Source organism: Pantoea sp. ANP04, from assembly GCF_041982285.1.
Taxonomy (GTDB): Bacteria; Pseudomonadota; Gammaproteobacteria; order Enterobacterales; family Enterobacteriaceae; genus Pantoea; species Pantoea eucalypti.
Genome location: NZ_JAUTYS010000001.1, coordinates 257,455 through 277,490, shown reverse-complemented (window position 1 = coordinate 277,490; position 20,036 = coordinate 257,455). Strand labels below are relative to the sequence as shown.

The 20,036-nt window shown below is 53.8% G+C and carries 13 protein-coding genes; 9 read left to right on the top strand and 4 right to left on the bottom strand.

Annotated elements, in window-relative coordinates:
* Positions 1–112: 112 nt before the first annotated feature.
* A complete protein-coding gene (locus Q7C21_RS01240; RefSeq protein WP_375150276.1) occupies positions 113–1,072 on the top strand; it encodes an aldo/keto reductase in 960 nt (319 codons plus the stop codon).
* A gap of 206 nt (positions 1,073–1,278) precedes the next feature.
* Positions 1,279–2,619 carry a carbohydrate porin gene (locus tag Q7C21_RS01235; protein WP_004571275.1) on the top strand — a complete coding sequence of 447 codons (1,341 nt, stop codon included), beginning with the start codon at positions 1,279–1,281 and terminating at the stop codon, positions 2,617–2,619.
* A 371-nt stretch (positions 2,620–2,990) separates the two neighbouring features.
* On the opposite strand, the gene yegD is transcribed toward Q7C21_RS01235, so the two are convergent.
* The 3 genes from yegD to Q7C21_RS01220 all read right to left on the bottom strand — a co-directional run bounded on the left by yegD (position 2,991) and on the right by Q7C21_RS01220 (position 8,538).
* Positions 2,991–4,343 (bottom strand): molecular chaperone, encoded by a 1,353-nt coding sequence (yegD, locus tag Q7C21_RS01230; RefSeq protein ID WP_008926093.1) that lies wholly within the window; start codon positions 4,341–4,343, stop codon positions 2,991–2,993.
* Between the two features lie 75 nt (positions 4,344–4,418).
* Positions 4,419–7,760 (bottom strand): diguanylate cyclase, encoded by a 3,342-nt coding sequence (locus Q7C21_RS01225; RefSeq protein WP_039659793.1) that lies wholly within the window; start codon positions 7,758–7,760, stop codon positions 4,419–4,421.
* Between the two features lie 163 nt (positions 7,761–7,923).
* A complete protein-coding gene (locus Q7C21_RS01220; protein WP_004571278.1) occupies positions 7,924–8,538 on the bottom strand; it encodes a phosphatase PAP2 family protein in 615 nt (204 codons plus the stop codon).
* A gap of 283 nt (positions 8,539–8,821) precedes the next feature.
* On the opposite strand from Q7C21_RS01220, the gene udk reads away from it, so the two are divergent.
* From udk to asmA, 3 genes are all read left to right on the top strand, one after another.
* Complete coding sequence (udk, locus tag Q7C21_RS01215; protein WP_004571279.1) at positions 8,822–9,463, top strand: uridine kinase; 642 nt, start codon at positions 8,822–8,824, stop codon at positions 9,461–9,463.
* Positions 9,464–9,546: 83 nt separating this feature from the next.
* Entirely contained in the window at positions 9,547–10,128 is a 582-nt protein-coding gene (dcd, locus tag Q7C21_RS01210) for a dCTP deaminase (protein WP_004571280.1), read from the top strand.
* A gap of 12 nt (positions 10,129–10,140) precedes the next feature.
* Positions 10,141–11,964, top strand: coding sequence for an outer membrane assembly protein AsmA (asmA, locus tag Q7C21_RS01205; RefSeq protein ID WP_154926628.1), 1,824 nt, complete (start codon positions 10,141–10,143; stop codon positions 11,962–11,964).
* A gap of 30 nt (positions 11,965–11,994) precedes the next feature.
* Here asmA and Q7C21_RS01200 read toward each other — a convergent pair whose 3' ends face one another.
* On the bottom strand, positions 11,995–13,566 hold the full coding sequence (locus Q7C21_RS01200) for a TerC family protein (protein ID WP_110411252.1): 1,572 nt from the start codon (positions 13,564–13,566) through the stop codon (positions 11,995–11,997).
* A gap of 794 nt (positions 13,567–14,360) precedes the next feature.
* Here Q7C21_RS01200 and wbaP point away from each other — a divergent pair.
* From wbaP to wzc, 4 genes are all read left to right on the top strand, one after another.
* The gene (wbaP, locus tag Q7C21_RS01195; RefSeq protein WP_004571283.1) at positions 14,361–15,794 is read left to right on the top strand and encodes an undecaprenyl-phosphate galactose phosphotransferase WbaP; all 1,434 of its coding nucleotides are present in this window, start codon (positions 14,361–14,363) and stop codon (positions 15,792–15,794) included.
* A 294-nt stretch (positions 15,795–16,088) separates the two neighbouring features.
* Positions 16,089–17,228 (top strand): polysaccharide export protein, encoded by a 1,140-nt coding sequence (locus tag Q7C21_RS01190; protein ID WP_033762024.1) that lies wholly within the window; start codon positions 16,089–16,091, stop codon positions 17,226–17,228.
* Between the two features lie 9 nt (positions 17,229–17,237).
* Positions 17,238–17,672 (top strand): protein-tyrosine-phosphatase, encoded by a 435-nt coding sequence (locus tag Q7C21_RS01185; protein ID WP_008926086.1) that lies wholly within the window; start codon positions 17,238–17,240, stop codon positions 17,670–17,672.
* Positions 17,673–17,684: 12 nt separating this feature from the next.
* Positions 17,685–19,862 (top strand): tyrosine-protein kinase Wzc, encoded by a 2,178-nt coding sequence (wzc, locus tag Q7C21_RS01180; RefSeq protein ID WP_192377741.1) that lies wholly within the window; start codon positions 17,685–17,687, stop codon positions 19,860–19,862.
* The last annotated feature ends 174 nt before the right edge of the window (positions 19,863–20,036 follow it).

Here is a 20,036-nt window from a genome sequence, read left to right as displayed (position 1 = left end):
GGGTAATTATGCCTGTTATTACATTAATCGCAGCACAATCGTCATAAAGGCGTGAAAACACTTTGCTATGCTGAGAAACAGGCAGTTTGTCAGGCAAATTAAGGAGCAGATAATGAGTCAGAATCAAACCCGGCAGTTGGGTGACAGTGGGATTACGGTGCCGTTACTGACGTTTGGCGGCAATGTGTTTGGCTGGACGGTGGATCAACCCACCTCGTTTTCTCTGCTGGATGGGCTGGTTGAACGAGGGCTGTGGTTCATCGATACCGCCGATGTCTACTCCCGCTGGGCGCCAGGCAATAAAGGCGGTGAATCCGAAACCATTATTGGAGAGTGGCTGAAAAAAAGCGGAAAACGTGACCAGATCGTGCTGGCAACCAAAGTTGGCATGGAAATGTCGCCTGAGAAGACCGGGCTGAAGCCGCAATATATCCGTCAGGCAGTCGAAGATTCACTTCGCCGCTTACAGACTGACTACATCGACCTCTATCAGGCACACCGCGACGATCAGGATACGCCGCTGACGGAAACGCTGAGCACCTTTGACAGCCTGATCCGTGAAGGTAAAGTGCGCGCCATTGGTGCCTCCAATTACAGCGCAGCGCGTCTGCAGGAGGCGTTGAAGGTGAGTGAATCGCAGGGGCTGGCGCGTTATGAAACGCTGCAACCGCAATATAACCTGTTTGACCGCCAGCCTTATGAGTCGGAGCTGGAGCCCGTTGTCATGGCGCAGGGTTTAGGCGTGATCAACTACTACTCGCTGGCCAGCGGTTTTCTCAGTGGCAAATATCGTGATGCAGCAGATGCCGGTAAAAGCGCACGCGGGCAGGGCGTGGTGGAGAAATACCTTAACCCGCGCGGTCTGCGGATCCTGGATGCGCTGGATGCCATCAGTGAAGCCCATCAGGCGACGCCAGCTCATGTGGCACTGGCATGGCTGATTGCCCGTCCTGGCATCACCGCCCCGATTGTCAGTGCGACGTCGATTAAACAACTCGACGATCTGGCTGGTGCGATGCAACTGACGCTGACCCCCGCGCAGATCGCGCAACTGAACCAGGCGAGCCGTTAACTTCAGGGGCGCCAGCGCCCCTTTTTACGGTATGGCTGTGCAGGAAGTAAGCCCGACCAAAGAATAATCAATCAGAGATCCCGATCACACTTGCATTAATAAACGGATGTTACGGGAAATTATGCGCACGTATTTATAAAAAACAGCGTTTACCCAGCACTATCCTCTGCGCGTCACTTCCCGTAACTCACATAAGAATAAACAAGATGAAAAACAGAAAAGCACCCACCTTTTCCGCTGCCAGTATGGCAACGGGCACCCTGATCCTGGCCATTTTTTCTTCACAAGCCATGGCTGCTGACGCGCTGAGTCCGGACTCCGAATGGATGTTTGGTGACTGGGGCGGCTACCGAACGCAATTGCAGGATGACGGCATCAAGTTTGACGTCAACTACACCATGGAGAGCGCCGCAAATTTAGGGGGTGGCGCAAATACCAACACCACCATGCGCTACAGCGACCAGTGGACGTTCGGCACCAATTTCGACCTGCAAAAGCTGCTGGACTGGCAGGATGCCGAATTTCAGATGACCGTGACGAATCGTAACGGTCAGAATGTTTCTGAGCAGGTCGCGGATCAACGCACCGGGATGCTCTCCTCCGTGCAGGAGGTGTATGGTCGCGGCCAGACCTGGCGTCTGACACAGTTCTGGTTACGCAAAGGATTGTTTAACGATGTGGTCGATCTGAAAGCCGGACGCGTGACGGTGGGTGAAGACTTCGATAATTTCGATGGCAACCTGTTCCAGAACCTGGCACTGGGCAGCGGACAGGCAGGTAACTGGCGCGGCGACCGCTGGTTCAACTGGCCGGTATCGCAGTGGGGCGGTCGGATTAAGTTCAATATCACCCCGGAGGTCTTCTTCCAGGTTGGTTTCTACAATCAGAACCGAGCTAACTATGATCGCGGAGATGGCTTCCGTCTGGATACCAGCAATTCCGAGGGCAATCTGGTGCCGGTGGAACTGGGCTGGAAACCGACGTTCGGGCCGGAGAAATTACCGGGTAACTACCGCATCGGTTATTACTATTCGTCGGTGGATGGCGATGTTTATGGCAGCTGGCGCAATGGCGGCTATCAGGATCAGGCGCATGCCTATGGCGGCTATCTGCTGTTACAGCAACAGCTGACCGCGCAGGATGGCGATGTGAATCGTGGTCTGGGCGTGCGGGTTCAGGCGGTGATGAACGATCACAAGACCTCGAAGACGGATAACTACCAGTCTATCGCGTTTACCTGGACAGGACCGTTTGATGCCCGTCCTCAGGATGAGATCGGCGTGGGCGCGTCGCGTATTCATGTGAACAGCGACTACACCCGCGCTCTGCGTCAGCAGAATCAGGCGAATGGCGAGAGCCGCTTTGACAGCCCGACTTATCTGCCGATTCAGGAAGGTTCAGAGTACAACTATGAGGTTTATTACAACGCCAAAGTGACGAACTGGATGTCACTGCGACCAAACCTGCAGTATGTGGTGGCGCCAGGCGCGGTAAGCGAAGTGAAGGATGCGTTTATCGGCGGTATCAGCGCCAATATTGCCTTCTGATTTACAGCCCAAAAGGGCTCAGATGTATCAGGCAGACTGCTCCCAAACGTAAAGCGATGGGAGCGTGCTCATCGTTGTCTGCAAACAAAAACGATAAGCAGTTGCCGTTTGAGATTGATGACGAAGTTTGGCTCGGTTAGCTGTGAGATCGAGCCAGTGCAGTAAACACGGTCAGATCGGAAAGTCGCTTACACCAATCCCTGGCACGCTCGGCCCCCGCCGTCCATGGCGCGGGACGCTTTCCTCCTCTGACCGTGTTCCCTGCTTGTTGAGTTATTCCGTCGCTGCCAGTTACACCATGATTTGAATTTGTCAGCAGTCTGAAAGGGCACTTAAAGGTGCTTTTTTTTACATAGCAGGGCTGCCAAAGATCAACGGAACATCACTTCTGCCCAGCGGGCCAGCCCGGCGGTGACGGAGGCGAAATCATCGCCGCCCGCAATCGGCGTATCCGGCAGCGTCTGCTGCAGTGCCGCGCGCAGTAACGGTGAACGCGCACTGCCGCCGGTCAGGTAGATGACATCCGGTTTAATCTGGCTGGTGGCTAAGGCCAGCTGCACCTGCTCCAGAATTTTCTCCAGCGGCTGACTGATGGCGTCCTGCAACTGCTCCACACCAATTTCTGTCTCTAATGCCGCGGCAATAAAGTCGAGCGAGGCGGTATGTGCCGGATTAGCTGACAGCGCAATCTTGCTCTCTTCCGCCGCACGCACCAGGCGATAACTCAGCTTCTGCTGCCACACTTTCAGCAGGCGAGCCACCACATCACCCTGTTCAGCATCCCGCACTAAATCCCGCAGCCACTTTCCGCAGGCCGGGCTGTAGAAGTCGCTCTGTGCCGGCACATCATTTATCGCGATGGCGTTCCACCACGGCAGGGCTGGCAAGGCGGTGCCTTTCTGGGTATTACCACCCAGGCCAAGTAGCGGCATCAGGGTCTTAAACGTCAGCATGATATCCAGGTCGTTACCGCCAACGCGGCAACCGCTATGGCCCAACAGGCTTTCGCGGCGGTCGGCCTTATCACGCCACTTTGGCCCCATCAGCAACATCGAGCAGTCGGTGGTTCCGCCGCCGATATCCACAACCAGCACGGTTGTTTCCTGTTTGAGTGTGGCTTCGAAATCGAGTCCGGCTGCCACCGGTTCAAACTGAAATTCCACGTCGCGGAAACCGGCACGGTGTGCTGCGCGAAGCAGAATGCCTTCAGCCTGCTGGTTAGACTCTTCACTGCCTAAGCCCTGGAAGTTGACCGGTCGCCCGATCACAGCCTGATCGATAGCGTGATCAAGCTGGCTTTCGCCCTTTTGGCGGATGTGCAGCATCATGGCGCAGACCAGATCTTCAAACAGAGCAATCTGCTGCGGCTTCAGGCCAGTGGCACCCAGAAAGGATTTGGGGGATTTAACGAACCAGACATCTTCGGGATCGACCATATAGTGCTGCAGCGCGGTAAGGCCAAACTGCACACTGTTGGGCTGAACCTCAATATCTTCTTCGCGGTTATAACGCAGGGCGCGCTGCAACAACGCGGTGGTTTCGCTATCAGGTGTTGCCACCTGATGATGGCGATAGAGCCATTCGCTGATCGACTCGCGGGTAGGCGCACAGATCATCGACGGCAGCAGGCGCTGATCATTTTCCAGCGTTAACAGACGTGGCGTGCCATTTTCGCTGACTGCAATTGAGCAGTTAGCCGTACCGTAATCGAATCCTATGAACATTTTCGCCCCCATGCCGGAAAAAAGGGGGCGACTTTAGCGCAGCTTCATCAGTGTAGCAAGCAGGTCGCGCTGGAATTAACGGATAGCGAAGATTCGATCTTCGGCCAGTGCGCGTAATGGCTGCCGCTCGGCCACGGCACTGCCCCAGACGCCATCCACATCAAGGGTAGCCAGCGTGCTGAGCACAGCAGGGACCGAAACCGGACCGGCCAGCACCGCGATGTTACGCTGCGTTGCCTGGCCCTGAATAATGGTCAGCAGCATCTCATCCATCAGATTATTGTGAACGTTAGCAACCAGTTCAGGTGCCAGTACCAGGTAATCAACTACCTCGTTACTCAGCAGAGTAAACGCGTCCAGATTTCGGCCAAAATGTTGCAATACGATACGGCAGCCACACTGCCGCAGTTGCAGCAGTGCGGAATAGAGCTGATCGCCTTTGCTCAACACGCTGGCCGCAGGGAAAGCGAAACCACAGTGGCTTTCAGAGAGACCGGCCGCGACAAAGCGCTGACAGAGTTGCTCCACAAAGGCGGCATCACTGAGTATCCCGGCATCAAGCGGCAAAATCACCGGAATGCCTTTCTGATTGAGCTTTTCCACGTCGTGGCGGAAAAAAACCGCAAGAATATTGTTATCGAGACGACGTCGCAGCGTCTCATCGTGCAGGTTATTGCGCAGCAACGTCTCATCCAGCAGTAATCCATCTGCGGTTAACAGCTGTACATCAAGCAGCCAGATAAAGGCGGCCTGCGGGGTTTTGGGTGGCGCAACAGGCCAGGCGGGCAGTTCAATCTGCAGCGCATCAATCATCGCGGCATCCATTCCCTGATGGTTACCCGGCAGCGGTAAGCTATGCTGCTCATAAATCATCAGTCGTCCACGCCCACTGCGTTTGGCGTTGTAACAGGCGATATCCGCCTGAGAAAGGACGTCGCTGCTCTGACAGTTTTCTGCTGAAATTTGTGTCACTCCCGCACTGGCGCCCACATGATAGAGGCGACCCAGCCACTGGAAGCGGTAATCGTTGACCGCAGCGACGATGCGCTGCACCACGTCATGTGCCTGACCCACATCGCAATCAGGCATCAGAAGCGCAAACTCATCGCCGCCCAGTCGGGCCAGGAAGTCGCTGCTGCGCAGATGGTGCTGCATCAGATCGGAGAGCTCGCGCAGCAATGCATCGCCTGCGGCATGCCCTGCGGTGTCATTGACCGCTTTAAACTTATCCAGGTCGATAAACACCAGCACATGCTGATGCTGATGTTCAGCGGCATCAAACAGCAGACGTTTAAGCTGAAGCTCAAAGCTGGCGCGGTTAGGCAGGCGGGTCAGGGTGTCGTGGAGGGCGCTGTAACTCAGGCGCTTCATCAGTTTACGTGATTCACTCACATCCTGAATAACCATGACGGCACCCTGTTCCACGCCCGCTTCTGAACGCAGTGGCGTGATGCTGTAATGAATATCGATGTGGCCGCCATCCGGGGTGTGGAGCACCAGATCTTCAGCCAGACTGGGGGTGATTTTTTCCGGTGGCAACTGGCACAACAGCAGATTCTCCACTTTCGGGCCGTTACGTCCCTGAGTTATGTGCAGCAGCTCACTGAGCGGCTGCCCGGCAGCCTGCTCCTGTGACAAGCCACTCATCTTCTCCGCCACCGGATTCATAAAGGCGACACGCATCTCTTTGTCCGTGCTGATAACCGCTTCACCGATTGAGTCCAGGGTTATCGCCATGCGCTCTTTCTCCTGAAACAGCGCTTCGTTCAGATTACGAAGCGGGGTGATGTCCTGGCAGATCCCCAGCATGCGCTCAATGCGGCCCTCTTTACTCAGTAAACGGTTTGCCTGGGTGCGCACCCAGCGCTGGCCCTCGGCATTAACCACGCGATACTCCATGTGAAAAGCACTGCGCAGCTCAATCGCCTGTTGCACCGTCAGCGCAGCATACTCCCGATCTGCGGTATGCAGCAGATGGATCCAGAGGTCATAGCTGGGCGACTCATGAGAGGCGAGACCAAACAGGGCATACATGCGCTTGTCCCATAACATTTCACCGGTCAGCAGGTTCCACTCCCACACGCCAATGCCACCGGCTTCGTTGGCCAGCGTGATGCGCTCCATCAGCCGGCGATTCACCTGCTCACTCTGCTTCAGTTCAGAGATATCAATAATTTGCGCGATAAAATAGAGCGGTTCCTGGCTGCCATCGCGCACCAGCGATACCGTGAGGCGTGCCCAGACAATCTCACCATCTTTACGAAAATAGCGCTTCTCAAACGTGTACGTATCAATCTCACCTTCCAGCAATCGGCTGGCATGTTGCAGATCAAGGCTCAGATCATCGGGATGCGTAATTTGCTGGAATGTCAGGCGTTTGAGCTCTTCGGCCGGATAGCCAAGGATATCGCACAGCGAGCGGTTAACCTGCAGCCATTTACCCTGAGGCGCCACCAGCGCCATACCGATTGCAGAGTATTCCATGGCGTGACGGAAGCGGGTTTCGCTGTCGGTGATGTGGAGTTTTTCACGCCGGAACGCATCCATCACCAGCGACATAATGTGGCTGGGGATCAACACCAGAAGGAAAGGTAACCAGCTGGATACCGGGCCCAGCGCGCTGTTGTTGTTTACTACGCTGACCGCATCCAAAGCCAGCAGCATCGAGATAAAACTGGCGTTGATGAAGAACAGCACAAACGCCTGCAGCTTGGGCAGGCGCACCGCGCACCAGAACAGGATTACGACAATAAAGGTAAAGGGCCAGGGCAGAAAACGCAGCGACAGATAACTGGCACCCAGGGTCAGGAGCAGCGTCATCAACGTTTCTGGCAACTGCCTGCCCAGCTCGCTGAACTGGGCCCGTCGCAGCGGCCAGGGCAGCAGCAGCAGCATCGGGCCTAACACCAGCATGCCGATGATTTCTGAGATCACCCATGTATAAAAGAAGGGAAACGAAGCGTGGCCGCTGACCTGCAGCGTCCAGAGCGCCAGCAGGCCGCCCAGAACCGGTGTCACGATACCCACCGATAACACCATCCGGGCCCAGTCATGCAGAGAGTTCAGTGGCGCGCGCCGATCCAGCAGCGCGCGCAGCAGCATGCCACCCACACTGGCCTGAATAAGGTTTAACAGCGCGAATTTAATGTTTGAAAAGGCAGGCCCGATGATGATGGCGTTGGCCGCGGCGGTGCCCAGCACACAGGCAGTCAGCAGCAGGGGTAGCTGTCGTGACGGACAGCGGAAAACCACCACAGTCATTAATGTCGTCGGGAACCAGAGCGGGGAGATTTTCCCGCTGACCACGATCAGTTCAAGACAGAACAGTGTCAGGACAAACACTATACAGCCAAGGAACAGCGCCGAAAGCCAGCAGTTTGGCGTGCTCTTTTGCGGGGACAGGATCTCTATCGTCATGCGGACTTCCGTCAGGGTGCAACGCTCCGCTACGGCGAATCAGGCACCAGTCATTCTCTGACTGCATGCTAGCACATTCGGCAAAGAAAAAAGGGGTGAAATCAATATTGCCCGTTATTCGGTGAATTGACGGGCACAGAGAAATTGATGACCAGCGTATTGATTACTGGCGGAAAAGATCGGCGCGGGTATAGGGCTTCTCCAGCCCCGCGAGGCTGGCAGAGAAGCGTTCCAGAAACTGTTGCGTCGTGGCGACACGGCCATGACCCATTAATAGAAACGGCACTAACAGTGCAGCACCGATCTGTGGCCAGCTAAAGCCTTTGAGCGCGGTGCGGCGCTGAGAGATCAGAAACGCGGTACTCAACGTGAAGCCCAGCAGCAGACCAGTGGCAACCTCACTTTTCGAGTGAGCGTGGATGACCAGACGCGAGAACCCAACCATCAGAGGAATCAGGTAACCCACGCCAATCGCGGCAATGCGCCATTTTGCTGACCAGCGTCCGGAAATCAGCCACAGCATCACTGGCCACAGGGTAGCGGACATCGCGCTGTGACCGCTGAAGCCGGTAAAATTAAAACGGGCACTGCCGATGCCAAACCCGAGAAACAGAATCTTTGAGATGCTGACTGTCAGGCCAGCCAGGCCAAAGGCCACAATCCAGTAAAAGACCGTAAGGCGGTTATCACTTTTCCACGGCAAAATCAGCGCAATAATTACCGCTGTCGGAATCAACAGCATGCTGTCGCCAAAATAGGTCAAAGTCTTCCAGTGCATACCACTCCTGATGCATCATTCGGTCATCATGTCAGCGACACGCGTTCAGACAACCGCGCGCCGCACAGGCCATTTTTTTATAATATGGTGTGCTGCTAGTTTATCGGTGAAATGAGTGGCGTCCAAAGGAGAAAGTCTGAAAAGACGCCGGTGCCATTTTTCTGGCATCAAAAGGCCGAAATCCCTATACTTAGCGCGAACACACCCTCTCCATTTCGGCCCGTCCGCTGCCCGCGTAATGTGTGACCAGTGGCAGGCTCCAGTTATCAGGTCTTAAAAAAGTATGACTGACAAGTCTCATCAGTGCGTGATTGTAGGCATTGCCGGCGCTTCCGCATCCGGTAAAAGTTTAATTGCCAGCACGCTCTATCGTGAAATCCGTGATCAGGTAGGTGACGAGCATATCGGGGTTATCCCGGAAGATGCTTATTACAAAGATCAAAGTCACCTCACCATGGAAGAGAGGGTTAAAACCAATTATGACCATCCGAGTGCGATGGATCATGATTTGCTGTTGCAGCATCTGCAGGCGGTAAAAGCCGGGCAGGACATTGAGCTGCCGGTCTACAGCTACGTTGAGCACACCCGCACTCAGCAAACGCAGCACCTGAAAGCGAAAAAGGTCATTATTCTTGAAGGCATTCTGCTGTTAACCGATGCCCGTCTGCGCCAGGAACTTAACTTTTCTATCTTCGTCGACACGCCGCTTGATATCTGTCTGATGCGCCGTATGAAACGTGACGTCAATGAGCGCGGCCGCTCAATGGATTCGGTAATGAGTCAGTATCAGAAGACCGTGCGTCCGATGTTTCTGCAGTTTATCGAGCCATCAAAACAGTACGCCGATATCATTGTGCCGCGCGGCGGAAAAAACCGTATCGCCATTGATATCCTGAAGGCGAAAATTAACCAGTTTTTTGAATAACCCACGTCCATCCGGACGGGGTGCAGACCGGTGGCAAGCACGCTGTCACCGGTTCGCTACACTTATGCCATGGAGTTACCGCAATGAGATTATGCGATCGCGATATTGAAGCCTGGCTGGACAATGGCAAACTGGCCATTGAGCCACGCCCGCCTGTCGAGCGCATTAATGGGGCAACCGTCGATGTGCGCCTGGGGAATCAGTTCCGCACCTTCAGCGGTCATACCGCGGCCTTTATCGATCTGAGTGGCCCGAAACAGGAAGTAAGCGCGGCACTGGATCGGGTCATGAGCGATGAGATCGTGTTGCCTGATGGTGAAGCCTTTTTCCTCCATCCGGGTGAGCTGGCGCTGGCGGTAACGCTGGAGTCCGTGACGCTGCCTGACGACCTGGTCGGCTGGCTGGATGGCCGTTCATCGCTGGCGCGCCTCGGGCTGATGGTGCATGTGACAGCGCACCGCATTGATCCAGGCTGGCAGGGTCGTATCGTGCTGGAATTCTACAATTCAGGTAAACTGCCGCTGGCTCTGCGTCCGGGTATGTTAATCGGCGCGCTGAGTTTTGAACCGCTTTCAGGCCCGGCTGCGCGTCCTTATAACCGACGTGAAGATGCTAAATATCGGGGTCAGCAGGGCGCTGATGCCAGCCGTATCGATAAAGACTGATCTGAGGATGTAATGAAAAGAGTGATAACCACGCTGGCCATCCTGTTAGTGGTGGTCGTAACGGGATTGAGCGCGCTGGTGCTGCTGGTCAATCCCAACGACTTCCGTACCTATATGGTGCAACAGGTTGAACAACGCAGTGGTTATCGCCTTGAGGTCAGTAACGATTTGCGCTGGCACGTCTGGCCTCAGCTCAGCATCCTGGCTGGGCGGATGAGCCTCACCGCGCCGGGGGCGACTCAGCCGCTGGTCTCAGCGGAGAACATGCGTCTCGATGTTGATCTCTGGCCTCTTTTATCCCATCAGCTCAGCGTCAGTCAGGTGTTGCTGAAAAATGCGATAGTGCGGGTAACGCCCGACAGTAGCGCGCAGCCTGCCAGAAATGCCCCTCAGGGTCCCCGTGATGCGGAGCCTGCCTCGCCATCCACCGGCTGGTCATTTGATATCGCTAAACTGCGGGTAGCCGACAGTCTGCTGATCTGGCAACAGCCAGGCGGCGACGAATATAATTTCCGCGACCTCAACATTACGATGGATCAGGACGCGAACAAGCTGGCGACACTGTCTCTGAGCACGACGCTGATGCGCAACCAGCGCAACGCCGCGCTGAATCTCAAAGGCCAGCTGGATGCTGCGCAATATCCGCACCGTCTTACCGGCCAGCTGCAGCAGCTCGATTACACCTTATCGGGCGCCGACATTCCGTCTCAGGGGATTAAAGGGTCGTTAAGCCTGCAAGGCGAATGGAATGGTGACCGGCAGCAGTTCTCCTTTAGTGGTCTGCAGCTCACCGCAAATGACAGTACCCTGACCGGGCAGGGCAGTGGTCATGTGGTGCCGCCACAGCAGCTGGCGCTGGATCTGAAAGCCAGCAACCTGAATCTCGATAATTTACTCACCAGTGCGCCCGTTTCTGAAGCGCCTGGCGCGCAGCACGCCACCGTGGCCCGTTCGCCGGTGATTGCTGCGCCGCGTGAACGCACCAATGCGGACTCTCCTCTCAACGACATGGATCTGGCGCTAAAACTTCAGGCGAATAATGCGGTATGGCGCGGCCTCTCGCTGACTGATTTTACGTTAAATGCCCGCAATCAGCAGGGACTCATGACGCTGAACACCCTCAGCGGCAAGCTGGGTAATGGCAGCTTCTCGATTCCCGGCAGCATCGACATTCGTCATCCAGAGACACGGGTCAGCCTGAAACCGCAACTCCGGTTTATTCAAATCCAGCCGTTGCTGAAAGCGTTTGCACTACCGGAAAGTCTGCAGGGCAACCTGAGTCTTGACGGGGAGCTGTCCGGCGATACGCTGACAGTCGAGGCGGCAAAGCGCAGCTGGCAGGGCAGGGCGACGATCAGTGCCAGCAACCTGAAGCTGGCACAGCTTAATCTCCAGCAAATGGTGCAGCGTGCTGTGGCTCGGGTCAGCGATAAGGTCAGCAGCCAGGATGCCGTAGAAGAGGGTATTGAGTCGATCAGCGGGCAGGTGGCGCTGAATAAAGGTGTACTCAGCTTCAGTGATCTCAATGGTAACGGTCAGAATCTGGGATTACAGGGCGCGGGCAAAGTCGACATGGTGCAGCAACAGCTGGATGTGACGCTGGGACTGAAAATCAGCGGCTGGCGTGGCGATGATGCGCTGGTGAAGGCACTTTCCAGTCAGCCTATCCCACTGCGTATGTATGGCGGCTGGAACAGCCTGCAATATTCCCTGCCAGTGGATGACGTTCTTCGTAACCGTCTGCAGAGTGAGGCCAGGTCACGTCTGAATCAGTGGATTGATCGCCAGAAAGAGGGCGAGAACAAAGAGAATCTGAAGAAAATCATGCGCCCCTAGCGGGCGCATCCCCTGCGCCCCTGGCAGTGGCTATACCTCGTAATCTGCGTCAGGCTGCCGCAGAATTTCTACCTTCTGAATCCGATGATTTTCAACCTGCAGCGTTCGCAGCAGATAGTCACCCAGTTGCAACACTTCGCCTTCCTGAGGAATGTGTTGCAGCTTATCCATCAGTAATCCAGCCAACGTATGGTAGTCACGCTGTTCATCCAGCGGCAATTTCACATAGAGCGCCAGATCGTCCAGTGGCATATGGCCGTTGGCAATCCAGTGACCTTCACCCTGAATCTGTATATCGTAACGGGCGTCAATTTCACCTGCCTCATTCGGCAGATTGCCGGCGATGGTCTCCATCACATCGCTCAGCGTCACCACGCCTTCCATTGAACCGAACTCATCCACCACAAAGGCAAAATGTGTATGAGCCTGACGAAACTGTTCCAGCGCCTGCAGCAGGGTCAGTCGCTCAGGAAATACCAGCGGTTGTCGGATAAGGGCGCGTAAATCGAGTGAATTGTTGTGCAGCGACTGGTGCAGCAGATCGATAACATGCACCACACCCAGTGGTTCACTGGAGTGCTCGGTTATCAGAATGCGCGTGTGCTGATTGCGGTCAAGGCGCGACATGATCTCAGCCGGATCATCACTGAGATCAATATGGTCGACGTCGTGACGCGAGGTCATGATGCTGTTAACGTGACGCTGACCCATGCCCAGCACGCGGGCAATCATTGCGCGTTCCTGGCGGTTAAAGAGCATACTCTCATCGCTGTCAGCAATCAGTGATGAGGTTTTGGCATCCAGCTCCGCCGGTTCTGCTGCCCCGCGCAGCAGCCTTAATACCGCTTCAGCCGTGCGCTGGCGCAGTGGGCGACCAGCCGACAGCACGCGGCGGCGATTAAAGTGTGCCAGCTGGTTAAGCGCTTCGATGACAACTGAGAAGCCGATGGCCGCGTAGAGATACCCTTTAGGAATGACAAAGCCAAAGCCTTCCGCCACCAGGCTGAAACCGATCATCAGCAAAAAGCTTAAGCAGAGGATGACAATTGTCGGATGGTTGTTCACAAAGCGGGTTAACGGCTTGCTGGCGAGCAGCATCAGCAAAATGGCAATGGTGACAGCAACCATCATGACGGGCAGATCATTCACCATGCCCACGGCGGTAATGACCGCATCCAGTGAGAATATGGCATCCAGCACCACGATTTGCGCCACCACCGGCCAGAATTTAGCGCCGCCTTTTTGTTGACCGGACGCCTCATCGTGTCCTTCCAGACGCGCATTCAACTCTGTAGTGGCTTTAAATAGCAGGAAAATCCCGCCTGACAGCAGCAACAGATCGCGCGCACTAAAGGGGTGTCCGCCCAGCGTGATCCAGGGTTCTTTCAGGGTAACCAGCCAGGAAAGCGATGCCAGTAACAATAATCGGCATAATAACGCCAGCAGCAGTCCTATCACGCGTGCGCGGTCGCGAAGCGGTCCAGGCAGCTTCTCAACCAGGATGGCAATAAAGATAAGATTGTCGATGCCTAAAACCAGTTCCAGAACGATTAGCGTTACTAATCCCGCCCATAGCGAGGGATCTGCAATTACCTCCAGCATGTCATGTTCACCTGAATATTTTAAATTGAGTTTTCTCTGATGATAGTGGAGTGCAAAGCCACGTACAAATGGCAGGGCAGGGGAGCGATGACCCAATCGAGGCTATATATCGTGCAAAATATGAACATATGAGTGTGACGTTTTGATTAAATTCACAGAATGCAGCAGAGAGTATTCTGACTCCTTTTTAACCCTGGATGAGATATTCACCTGTCGGGCTTATGCGATTTATCTCATCACGAGTATGGCATTAATCCTAATTTTGAAGAAAGCATTGCACTGCCTGTCAGGCCTCAATACTAATCGCTGGTAGTCTTTTTCCTAAAATAGTCCAGGGATAGCGGGACCTGCTTGTAAACAAGCCAGTAATAACTAGTATAGCAACAAGTTTGCAAACTCTGCCCCAGAGTCGTAATTCGCGAGCCTATTCGACATTAATCGCAATGTGACGAATGAGTCATTCGCCGGTGAACGTCTGCACGATGCAATGCGGTAACGTTACTGCATTACGGGGATCAATATGAATGACGACAGCGATATTGGCAGCGACAGCCAAGGGCGGTAGCGTGCCCGAATCGTGTTTTTGTTGATAAAGTGAGCAGCGCTGGCGGTGGTTAAGTCAGAGTAATCTGTTGGTATTCATCACAATATTACTGGTTTATGGTTAAGATCATTGGCGTAAACGCCGCAGGAGCTCCCCTTAGAAACGGCTCAGTCTGGAGAGGTTTCGTCGCTTAATGATTTAACAGGCGATAGCCGTTGCGGGTTTAAGGAAATAAAATAAAGAGTTAAATATGCGCGATACAGAATTTACGTTTAAAAGTCTTATTACCAAATTAATGCTGGCATGTTCAGACTTAATTTGTTTCAACGCAGCATTATTTGTGGCGATGATGCTAATTAATCTTCACTCAGGTTCGCCGCTGGCAGATATTTCTGAAAAAGAAATGAATTTAAAAATTGCCACACACATTTGTCTGTCGGTAATTTGTATTGGCTGGTTCTGGGTAAGGCTTCGGCACTATACCTACCGGAAACCTTTCTGGTTCGAATTAAAAGAAGTTTTTCGTACCATTCTTATATTTTCTGTCATCGATCTGTCGATCACCGCACTGTCGCAGTGGCAGATGTCGCGTTTCGTCTGGTTACTGACCTGGGTTCTGGCGCTGATTTTAATTCCAACCTGTCGTGCGCTCTCAAAACGTCTGCTGAATAAAAAAGGCTTGTGGAAGAAACAAACCATTATTATCGGCAGCAGCAAAAATGCGCACGAAGCCTGGCAGGCACTGCAAAGCGAAGAGGTCATGGGTTTTGACGTTATCGCTTTCTACGACGTTGATGGAACCTGTCCGCAGGAGATCATGAATGGCGTGCCAGTGCTGCGTGATGAGCAGGAGCTCTGGAGCCTGACTAACAGCGAAACCCAGTTTATCGTGGCAGTCGAGTATGAGCAGAGTCAGTATCGTGATATCTGGCTAAAATCGCTGGCGATGCATAACTGCCGTTCAGTTTCAGTGATTCCGACCCTGCGTGGTGTTCCGCTTTACGGTACAGACATGGCTTATATCTTTAGCCATGAGGTGATGATTCTGCGTGTTCAGAATAACCTCGCTAAACGCACCTCGCGTTTCCTGAAGCGGGCATTCGATATCGTGGGTGCACTCTCAATTATCCTGATGCTGATGCCAGCGCTGCTGGTGCTGGGCTTCCTGGTGGGCCGTGATGGTGGACCGCCGATTTATGGTCACGAACGTGTGGGAATGAATGGCCGTAAATTCAAATGCCTGAAATTCCGTTCAATGGTCATCAATTCCAAAGAAGTGCTGGAAGAGGTATTACGCACCGATCCGATTGCGCGTGCGGAATGGGATAAAGATTTCAAACTCAAAAATGATCCACGTATTACTAAAGTGGGCCACTTCATCCGTAAAACAAGCCTCGATGAGCTGCCTCAGCTCTGGAACGTGGTGCGCGGTGATATGAGTCTGGTTGGACCTCGTCCGGTCATTGAAGATGAACTCTGTCGTTATGCTGGTGATGTTGATTATTACCTGATGGCTAAGCCGGGCATGACGGGATTGTGGCAGGTCAGCGGTCGTAATGACGTTGACTATGAAACCCGCGTCTATTTCGATTCGTGGTACGTAAAAAACTGGTCACTGTGGAATGACATTGCCATTCTGTTCAAAACAGTGGGTGTGGTGTTAAAACGCGACGGTGCCTATTAACCGTGAGTCGAAATGAGCGTGCTAACGCGCGCTCAGAGGTGTTGTGCCGTTGTCAGGCGTGTCGTTAATAGCGGCCATCACCAGGGATATCGCAGTGCATCCATAGTCCGCTATGATGCAAGGCGTTTCAGGTACACCCTGGTTGATGGCCACTACTTATAACAAGTGGAGCAAGGATAATGAACGACAGGTTCAGTGCTTAAGGCTTTAGTCAGCCAGGATTTACTTTTTGTTGGACGCTTACACAGCGGCGGTTTCGCCTCTATCAATAAATAACTGATAGCGAAGATCTAAATGATTACAATCAAAATGAAATTGATACCCTTGCTGGTATCCGCCACATTCCTTGTCGGGTGTACAATCGAACCCGGTTCTCGTCTTACTACATCAGGAAAAGATGTTATCGAGCAGCAGGATAGCAACTTTGACATCGATAAATACGTCAACGTCTTTCCGTTAACGCCTTCACTGGTTGAAAAGATGCGTCCTAAGCCTCTGGTGGCTCAGACGAACCCGGCACTGCAGAACGAAATTCAGAACTATGAATACCGTATTGGCGTGGGCGATGTCCTGACCGTGACAGTCTGGGATCACCCGGAACTGACCACGCCAGCGGGTCAATACCGTAGCGCTAGCGACACCGGTAACTGGGTGCATTCTGACGGCACCATCTTCTATCCTTACATTGGTCGCGTCCGTGTCGCGGGCCGTACCGTCGGCGAAGTGCGTGACGAAGTTTCGCGTCGTCTGGCTCAGTATATTGAAAGTCCACAGGTTGATGTCAGCATCGCCTCGTTCAAATCGCAGAAAACCTATGTTACGGGTTCTGTGACCACCTCTGGTCAGCAGGCGATCACCAACGTACCGTTGACGGTTCTGGATGCGATCAACGCCGCTGGCGGCCTGGCACCTGATGCTGACTGGCGTAACGTCGTGCTGACGCACAACGGTCGTGAGCAGCGCGTCTCTCTGCAGGCACTGATGCAGAATGGCGACCTGAGCCAGAACCACCTGCTCTATCCAGGCGATATTCTCTACGTTCCGCGTAACGATGATCTGAAAATCTTCGTGATGGGTGAAGTGAAGCAGCAAACCACGCTGAAAATGGACCGTAGCGGCATGACGCTGGCGGAAGCGCTGGGCAATGCGGCGGGGATGGATCAAACCACCTCTGACGCTACTGGTGTCTTCGTTATCCGTCCACTGCACGGCACCGATCGCAGCAAGATTGCCAACATCTATCAGTTGAACACCAAAGATGCAGCATCCATGGTGATGGGAACCGATTTCCAGCTCCAGCCTTATGACATCGTCTATGTCACCTCTACACCGCTGACGCGCTGGAACCGTGTGATTTCGCAACTGATACCAACCATTGCTGGTATCAACGATGCGACTCAGGCCGCACAGCGTATCCGCAACTGGTCGAACTAAGGTCTGACCATGATTACGTCCGTGTTAGTCGTTTGCATTGGCAACATCTGCCGCTCTCCTACCGGAGAGCGCCTGTTTAAACGTGCATTGCCCGATTTGGATGTTCGCTCTGCTGGCCTGGGAGCGCTGGTAGGCCATGCGGCCGACAGAATGGCATCCGAGGTCGCGGCAGCACAGGGTCTGTCGCTGGAAGGACATCAGGCACAGCAACTGACGGCCGAAATGTGCCGTCAGGCTGACCTGATTCTGGTCATGGAAAAGCGACATATTGAACAGGTCAATCGCATCGACCCGGCTGCACGTGGCAAAACCATGTTGCTTGGGCACTGGCTCAATCAGAAAGAAATTGCGGATCCGTACAGAAAAAGCCGTGAGGCCTTTGAAGAGATTTACGGGTTACTGGAAAACGCTACCCAGAAATGGGTCAACGTATTAAGCCGATAGTTGGGATTATCCATGAATATAAAAAATAAGGTCAGAACTGCGCCGGGAGAGGATTCGAATGGATGGGATCTGGCGCATCTTGTGGGACAGCTAATTGATCATCGCTGGATCATTGTTGCCGTTACCGCATTTTTCATGCTGGCGGGAACACTCTACACACTGTTTGCAACACCGATTTACAGCGCAGATGCGTTAGTTCAGGTTGAGCAGAAGAATGCCAGTACCGTCCTGAACGAAATTGACAGCATTCTGCCACAAACGCCAGCCTCCGATACGGAGATCGAGATTCTGGAATCCCGTATGGTCATCGGCAAAACCGTTGACGATCTGGGTCTGGATACTGTGGTTGAGCAGAACTACTTCCCGGTTATCGGCAAGGGCCTGTCGCGCCTGATGGGCAACAAACCTGCTGATATCGCGATTTCGCGTCTGGAAATCCCACGCACTGTCGAAAAACGTAATGTCGAGCTGGAAGTTACCGGTCCGGATAGCTACACCGTCTCTAAAGATGGCGATGAGTTGTTTAAAGGTAAAGTCGGCCAGCTGGAGTCGCACGGCGACATCAGCATGCTGGTGAGCGAGATTCATGCCGATGAAGGCACCAGCTTCACCGTGACTAAGCTGAATGACCTGCAGGCGATCCGTTCCGTACTGGCTAACCTGACCGTTGCAGACAAAGGTAAAGATACCGGCGTACTGGGTCTGGAGTATCTGGGTGAAGATCCCGAGCAGATCAGCAAAGTCCTGAACCAGATTGTGAACAACTATCTGTTACAGAACGTTGAGCGCAAGTCAGAGCAGGCAGAGAAAAGCCTGGAGTTCTTACGCACTCAGTTGCCTGCCGTTCGCGCAAAGCTGGATGAAGCAGAAAACAAACTGAATACGTTCCGTCGTCAGAACGAATCGGTTGACCTGTCACTGGAAGCGAAATCCGCCCTGGACTCTTCTGTCAGCGTGCAGAGCCAGTTGAACGAACTGACCTTCCGTGAAGCTGAAGTGTCTCAGCTGTTTACCAAAGATCACCCAACGTATCGCGCGCTGCTTGAAAAACGCAAAACGCTGGAAGGTGAACAGGCTCAGCTGAACAAGAAAATTTCTGGCATGCCACAGACTCAGCAGGAAATCCTGCGTCTGACCCGTGACGTTCAGTCAGGTCAGGAGATCTACATGCAGTTGCTGAACCGTCAGCAGGAGCTGAGCATCAGCAAAGCCAGCACCGTGGGTGATGTCCGCATCATCGACAATGCGCAGACGGCTAATTCACCGGTTGCACCGAAGAAGCTGCTGATTATCGCTGCAAGCCTGATTCTGGGCCTGTTCGTGTCAGTGGGTCTGGTTCTGCTGAAAGCTCTGCTGCATCACGGTATCGAGAACCCTGAACAGCTGGAAGAGCTGGGCATGAATGTCTACGCCAGCGTTCCACTCTCTGAGTGGCAGCGTAAGAAAGATACCGAAGCGCTGGCGCGTCGTGGCAGCAAGGTGAAAACCGACCCGCACGAAACACTGCTGGCGCTGGGTAATCCGACTGACCTCTCCATCGAAGCGATTCGTAGCCTGCGCACCAGCCTGCACTTCGCCATGATGGAAGCGAAAAACAACATCCTGATGATCACCGGCGCCAGCCCGGGTATTGGTAAAACCTTTATCTGTGCCAACCTGGCGACACTGGTCGCGAAAGCGGGTCAGCGTGTTCTGTTTATCGATGGCGACATGCGTCGTGGTTACACCCACGAGCTGCTGGGCGCGGATAACAAATCAGGCCTGTCAAACGTGCTCTCCGGTAAAACGGAATTCAGCCCGGCGCTGATTCAGCAGGGCGTCTACGGTTTCGACTTCCTGCCACGTGGTCAGGTTCCACCGAACCCGTCTGAGCTGCTGATGCATCGTCGTATGGGTGAGCTGCTGGATTGGGCGAGCAAGAACTACGACCTGGTGTTAATCGATACGCCGCCAATCCTGGCCGTCACCGATGCGTCAATTATCGGTAAAATGGCCGGTACTTCACTGATGGTGGCGCGTTTCGAAGCCAATACCACCAAAGAAGTGGACGTCAGCTTCAAACGCTTTGCCCAGAACGGTATTGAGATTAAAGGTGTGATCCTCAACGCCGTGGTGCGTAAAGCCGCCAATGCTTACGGACATGGTTATGACTACTACGCCTATGACTACAGCAAGCCCAGCAAAAGCTGATCATTGAGTAATAACCAGGGGGCGGTCTGACCGCCCCTTTTTATCGTCCTTTTGAATGACGACACGCATCAATTTACACAGGTTATTCTGTCCAAACCCACAAAAGCGATACCTCTATAAATCGCATGGCGAGCGTCAATCAACAGAATTCATCACCAGCATGGCATTGCCTGC